Origin of the sequence: Pseudomonas sp. RIT623, from assembly GCF_004519305.1 — a bacterium.
In the GTDB taxonomy this organism is placed as follows: Bacteria; Pseudomonadota; Gammaproteobacteria; order Pseudomonadales; family Pseudomonadaceae; genus Aquipseudomonas.
In genome coordinates, this window is the sequence record NZ_SOZA01000015.1 from 101,420 (window position 1) to 107,419 (window position 6,000).

Here is a 6,000-nt window from a genome sequence, read left to right on the forward strand (position 1 = left end):
TGGCTCACGGTAAGTGAAAGAAGGCTCACTCCTGTGAACGTGACCCGCCCCAGGCAATTTAGTCGCGCGGGGCTGCGACAGTGATCTTGTAGGGCTGGAAGATACGCAGCAGCTCGCCGTTCTCGCGCAGGCCCCGCAGCAGCCCGGCGAACGCCTCGGGGCTGATCGGTGCGTCGGGGCGCAGCAACGCGTAGTGATGGTAGACCTGGTCGACCCGCTCCGAAGCCATCAATGCGCTGCCGGGATTGCGCTTGAGAAAGTCGATCAGGTACGAACGGGTTACCAGGGCGACATCGGCACGCCCGCGCTCGACCATGTTCAGGTTGCTGTCGTGGGAGTAGGTCAGGGTCGCCCGGTAGCGCTTCTTCAAGTAGCCCGGATCCGGGTTGAAATCGGCAAAGGCATAGTGATAGCCGTTGAACAGCGCCAGACGCTTGCCGTCGAGGTCATCGAAATAACGCTGGTCACGCTCGGCCTGCTGGCGGCTGACGAAGATCTCGGCATCCTCAAGGCCCATGTCCACGGCCTTGTGCGCGATGCCCTGCCACCCCCACTGTGGGTTCTCGAAGATCGCCATGTCGGTGCGGCCCTGCTGGAAATCACCGAAGCGCCTGGGGATCGAGGTTGGCACCAGGACGAAACGGTACTGCCCCTGCATCCGGTTCAGCGCCTCCACCAACTGCGGCAACAGGCCAGTATCGGCCCCCTGCTCCGGGCGCACCGTGTAAGGCGGGAAGTGCGCCGCGCCGACCTTCACCTCACGGGCCTCGTCGGCCCGCGCCGCAGCTGTCAGCAACAAGGTGGCGAACAGCAGCAAGATGGACGACAGCTTGAGGCTGGGCAAAGGGATCAAGTCAGGACACTCATCACGGGTTGGGACCTTAATGCGCCTAAGCTAGGCGTTTTCCCTGACCGGCACAACCGCTGGATATGCCAAAGTGCCAGGGGATGCCGTGCGCGCCGACTTTGGCTACGCTCTACTGGCCCGCGCGCCGGCGCCCCGTTTTCGGACAAACCCTGGGGCCTTGCAGTTGGTCTTTTGTGCATTGATAGGGAGCCTGGCATGGGCCATTGGTTGGTGATCGACCTGGAAGCCACCACCGACGAAGGTGGCTGGCCGGTCACGGATATGGAAGTCATCGAGATCGGCGCGAGCCTGGTCACCCGCGACGGCCGCGAGGTCGAGCATTTCCAGCGTTTCGTGCGGCCCAGGCGGCGACCGCAACTGACCCCGTTCTGTCGCGAGCTGACCCACATTCGCCAGGCCGACGTCGACGGCGCCGCGCCGTTCGCCGAGGTCTGGCGGCAGTTCGAGCGCTGGCTGGAGCATCACCAGGGACAGTTGCAGGCCTGGGTCAGTTGGGGCGACTACGACCGCAAGCAGTTGCTGCAAGAATGGCAGTTGCACCAGGTGCAAAGCCTGCTGGCGCAGTTGCCGCACATCAACCTCAAACAGCGCTTCGCCAAGGCCCGCCAGTTGCAACGACCGGCGGGGTTGAATGGCGCCCTGCAACTGGCCGGGCTGCAGTTTTCCGGGCGCCAGCATCGGGCCCTGGAGGATGCGCGCAACACCGCCCGCCTGCTGCCCTTGAGCCTACCGGCGGGGGATGCCTGAAACAGATGACGCCGCAGCGGGCCTTGGGCATACTGGCCAGCCCATTTTTCAGCCCTTTTCAGGAGCCGCCCCATGTTCAAGGTCAATGAGTACTTCGATGGCACCGTCAAGTCGATCGCCTTCGAAGGCCATGAAGGTCCGGCTACCGTCGGCGTCATGGCACCGGGTGAGTACGAGTTCGGCACCGCCAAGCGTGAGATCATGCACGTGGTCTCCGGTGCCCTGACGGTCAAGCTGCCGGGCAGCGACAACTGGGAGAAATTCGCCGCCGGCAGCCAGTTCAACGTGCCGGCCGACAGCAAGTTCCAGCTCAAGGTCGCCGTCGATACCGCCTACCTGTGCGAGTACCGCGACTAAGCGCCAGCCTCTGGCGCGGAGCAAGCCCGCTTCCACGTGGGCTTGCTCCGCGACTTCAATTGCGCAAGAACCCCGCCACCGTCTCCGCCGCCGTCTGCAGATGCTGCTCATGGCTGAACCCGGAAACCTTCAACGGCTTCAAGTCATGATCCGCCGCCGCCAGCCAGTGCAACTCGATCGCCGGCGCTAGTTCATACCCCGCCACCGCCTCACGATTGCCCAGGGCATCGCGCTCGCCCTGCACGATCAGCGTGCGCGTGCGCAGCCCCGCCAGGTGCTCTACCCGGGGTTTTTCCGGCTTGCCCACCGCGTAGAACGGATAGCCCAGGCACACCAGCGCATCCGCGCCAAGCGCGTCGGCCAGCAAACTGGCCATGCGCCCGCCCATGGACTTGCCGCCAACGGCCAATTTACCTGCGACCAAAGGTCGCACCTGTTCGTATACAGTCCGCCAGGTTTCCAGCAACACCTTCTGCGGATTGGGCGGCCGTTTACCGCCGCTGACACGCCGCTCGGCCATGTACGGAAACTCGAAGCGCACCACCCCTACCCCTTGCCCCGCCAGCCTTTGCGCCATGTCCTCCATGAAGCCACTGTCCATTGGCGCACCGGCGCCATGGGCCAGGATCAGGCAAGCGCAAACGCCGCGATCCCCCGGGATTTTCGGCGGATCGCAGCGCAAGCCTGGGACATTTGCGATCTTCGCCCATTGATCCCCGTCAATACCGGCACTTTGCCCATTAATCATGCTTGCCTCGCTGTTTAGCCTGCCTATAACCGTGGATGGGAACCCATACATGAACACAACCAGCAGTACCGCCTACAACTATCAGGTGGTCCGCCAATTCGCCATCATGACGGTGGTGTGGGGCATCGTCGGGATGGGGCTCGGCGTCTTCATTGCCGCCCAGCTCGCCTGGCCCGCCTTCAACCTTGACCTGCCGTGGACCAGCTTCGGCCGCCTGCGACCCTTGCACACCAACGCGGTGATCTTCGCCTTCGGCGGCTGTGCCCTGTTCGCCACCTCCTATTATTCGGTGCAACGCACCTGCCAGACCACCCTGTTCGCGCCACGCCTGGCCGCGTTCACCTTCTGGGGCTGGCAACTGGTGATCCTGCTGGCGGCGATCAGCCTGCCACTGGGCTACACCAGCACCAAGGAATACGCCGAACTGGAATGGCCGATCGACATCCTGATCACCATCGTCTGGGTCGCCTATGCCGTGGTGTTCTTCGGCACGCTGATGAAGCGCAACACCAAGCACATCTACGTGGGCAACTGGTTCTTCGGCGCCTTCATCCTGACCGTGGCGATCCTGCATATCGTCAACAACCTGGAAGTGCCGGTCAGCCTGACCAAGTCCTACTCGCTGTACGCGGGCGCCACCGATGCCATGGTGCAGTGGTGGTACGGCCATAACGCCGTGGGCTTCTTCCTCACCGCCGGTTTCCTGGGGATGATGTACTACTACGTGCCCAAGCAGGCTGAACGCCCGGTGTATTCGTATCGCCTGTCGATCGTCCACTTCTGGGCGCTGATCACCCTGTACATCTGGGCCGGCCCCCACCACCTGCACTACACCGCCCTGCCCGACTGGGCGCAGTCGCTGGGCATGATCATGTCGCTGATCCTCCTGGCACCAAGCTGGGGCGGCATGATCAACGGCATGATGACCCTCTCGGGCGCCTGGCATAAGCTGCGCAGCGACCCGATCCTGCGCTTCCTGGTCGTCTCCCTGGCGTTCTACGGCATGTCCACCTTCGAAGGCCCGATGATGGCCATCAAGACGGTCAACGCCCTGTCCCACTACACCGACTGGACCATCGGCCACGTCCACGCCGGCGCGCTCGGTTGGGTGGCGATGATCTCCATCGGCGCGCTGTACCACACCATTCCGAAAGTGTTCGGCAAGGAGCGCATGTACAGCCTCGGCCTGATCAACGCGCACTTCTGGTTGGCCACCATCGGCACCGTGCTGTACATCGCCTCGATGTGGGTCAACGGCATCGCCCAGGGCCTGATGTGGCGCGCGGTCAACAGCGACGGCACGCTGACCTACTCGTTCGTCGAAACCCTGGTGGCCAGCCACCCAGGCTTCGTCGTGCGCTTCGTCGGCGGCGTGATCTTCCTCAGCGGCATGTTCCTGATGGCCTGGAACACCTGGCGCACCGTGCGTGCCCCGGCTGCCGAGCAAGCCACCGCCAACGCCCAGCTGGCTTGAGGAGTAGAGCCTGATGAAACACGAAGTCGTTGAGAAAAACATAGGCCTGATGGCCCTGCTGATGGTGTTCGCCGTCAGCATCGGCGGCCTTACGCAAATCGTCCCGCTGTTCTTCCAGGACGTCACCAACAAGCCGGTCGAAGGCATGAAGCCCTACACCGCCCTGCAACTGGAAGGCCGCGACATCTACATCCGCGAAGGCTGCGTGGGCTGCCACTCGCAGATGGTCCGGCCGTTCCGCGCCGAGACCGAGCGCTACGGCCACTACTCGGTGGCCGGCGAGAGCGTGTGGGACCACCCGTTCCTGTGGGGCTCCAAGCGCACCGGGCCGGACCTGGCCCGCGTCGGCGGCCGCTACTCGGACGACTGGCACCGCGCGCACCTGTACAACCCGCGCAACGTGGTGCCGGAGTCGAAGATGCCGTCTTACCCGTGGCTGGTGTCCTCGCAGGTCGATAACAGCCACACCGACGTCAAGATGCGCGTTCTGCGCAGCCTGGGCGTGCCGTACACCGACGACGACATCGCCGGCGCCAAGGACGCGGTCAAGGGCAAGACCGAGATGGACGCGCTGGTCGCCTACCTGCAGGTGCTCGGCACCGCGATCAAGAACAAGAGGTGAGTGCGATGGACCTAGACATCGGCATGATCCGCGGCCTGGGCACCCTGGTGGTGATGATTGCCTTCATCGGCTTGTCACTGTGGGTGTTCAACCGCCGCCGCGACCGAGATTTCGCCGAAGCGCGCCTACTGCCCTTCGTCGACGACCGCCTGCCCCCTGCCGGGCAGGAACCTGCCATGAGGAGTAACGGGCAATGACCACCTTCTGGAGTACGTATATCAGCGTACTGACCATCGGCAGCCTGATCGGCCTGACCTGGCTGCTGCTCAGCACCCGCAAGGGCCAGAGCAGCGACACCACCGACCAGACCATGGGCCACAGCTTCGACGGCATCGAGGAGTACGACAACCCGCTGCCCAAATGGTGGTTCTGGCTGTTCGTCGGCACCCTGGTGTTCTCGGTCGGCTACCTGATCCTCTACCCGGGCCTGGGCAACTGGAAAGGCATCCTGCCCGGCTACGAGAACGGCTGGACCCAGGTGGACGAATGGCAGAAAGAGATGGACAAGGCCGACGCCAAGTTCGGACCGATCTTCGCCAAGTACGCCGCCATGCCAGTGGAGGAAGTGGCCAAGGACCCGCAAGCGCTGAAAATGGGCAGCCGGCTGTTCGCCTCCAACTGCTCGGTGTGCCACGGCTCCGACGCCAAGGGTTCCTACGGCTTCCCCAACCTGACCGACAGCGACTGGCGCTGGGGCGGTGACGCCCAGACCATCAAGGCCACCATCATGAACGGCCGCCACGGGGTCATGCCGGGCTGGTCCACGGTGATCGGCGAACAGGGCGTGGCCGATGTGGCGGCCTTCGTGCTGACCAACCTCGACGGCCGCCAGCTGCCGGCGGACGCCAAGGCCGACCCGGCCAAGGGCAAGGAGATCTTCGCCAGCAACTGCGTGGCCTGCCACGGTCCTGAAGGCAAGGGCACCCCGGCCATGGGCGCGCCCAACCTGACCCACCCGCAGGCGTTCATCTACGGCTCGAGCTTCGCCCAACTGCAGCAGACCATCCGTTACGGCCGTCAGGGCCAGATGCCGGCCCAGGCCGACATCCAGGGCAATGACAAGGTCCACCTGCTGGCGGCCTATGTGTATAGCCTGTCGCAGGATCAAGCCGCGGAAACCGTAACCGCCAAGTAACACCCGCTTCGCCGGCAAGCCGGCTCCTATGGGCCCAGCGCCCTTCAGG

Annotated in this window: 8 protein-coding genes; 6 read left to right on the top strand and 2 right to left on the bottom strand. The window is 64.1% G+C overall.

The window, feature by feature from the left end:
* Positions 1 to 58: 58 nt before the first annotated feature.
* A complete protein-coding gene (locus E3U47_RS12755; RefSeq protein WP_134691793.1) occupies positions 59 to 853 on the bottom strand; it encodes an ABC transporter substrate-binding protein in 795 nt (264 codons plus the stop codon).
* Positions 854 to 1,063: 210 nt separating this feature from the next.
* Here E3U47_RS12755 and E3U47_RS12760 point away from each other — a divergent pair, with 210 nt between their 5' ends.
* Together E3U47_RS12760 and E3U47_RS12765 are read left to right on the top strand one after the other, a co-directional pair.
* Complete coding sequence (locus E3U47_RS12760; RefSeq protein ID WP_134691794.1) at positions 1,064 to 1,615, top strand: exonuclease domain-containing protein; 552 nt, start codon at positions 1,064 to 1,066, stop codon at positions 1,613 to 1,615.
* Positions 1,616 to 1,687: 72 nt separating this feature from the next.
* A complete protein-coding gene (locus E3U47_RS12765) occupies positions 1,688 to 1,972 on the top strand; it encodes a pyrimidine/purine nucleoside phosphorylase (protein WP_134691795.1) in 285 nt (94 codons plus the stop codon).
* A gap of 55 nt (positions 1,973 to 2,027) precedes the next feature.
* Here E3U47_RS12765 and E3U47_RS12770 read toward each other — a convergent pair whose 3' ends face one another.
* Entirely contained in the window at positions 2,028 to 2,720 is a 693-nt protein-coding gene (locus E3U47_RS12770) for an alpha/beta family hydrolase (RefSeq protein WP_134691796.1), read from the bottom strand.
* 49 nt (positions 2,721 to 2,769) lie between these two features.
* On the opposite strand from E3U47_RS12770, the gene ccoN reads away from it, so the two are divergent.
* Genes ccoN through ccoP form a run of 4 tightly spaced genes read left to right on the top strand, consistent with a single transcriptional unit; the run spans position 2,770 to position 5,951 of the window.
* On the top strand, positions 2,770 to 4,194 hold the full coding sequence (ccoN, locus tag E3U47_RS12775; protein WP_050706570.1) for a cytochrome-c oxidase, cbb3-type subunit I: 1,425 nt from the start codon (positions 2,770 to 2,772) through the stop codon (positions 4,192 to 4,194).
* A 13-nt stretch (positions 4,195 to 4,207) separates the two neighbouring features.
* Positions 4,208 to 4,816 (top strand): cytochrome-c oxidase, cbb3-type subunit II, encoded by a 609-nt coding sequence (gene ccoO / locus E3U47_RS12780; RefSeq protein WP_038705714.1) that lies wholly within the window; start codon positions 4,208 to 4,210, stop codon positions 4,814 to 4,816.
* 5 nt (positions 4,817 to 4,821) lie between these two features.
* The gene (locus E3U47_RS12785) at positions 4,822 to 5,013 is read left to right on the top strand and encodes a cbb3-type cytochrome c oxidase subunit 3 (RefSeq protein WP_134691797.1); all 192 of its coding nucleotides are present in this window, start codon (positions 4,822 to 4,824) and stop codon (positions 5,011 to 5,013) included.
* Entirely contained in the window at positions 5,010 to 5,951 is a 942-nt protein-coding gene (gene ccoP, locus E3U47_RS12790; RefSeq protein WP_134691798.1) for a cytochrome-c oxidase, cbb3-type subunit III, read from the top strand. Before E3U47_RS12785 ends, ccoP begins: the two co-directional genes overlap by 4 nt.
* Positions 5,952 to 6,000 lie beyond the last annotated feature (49 nt).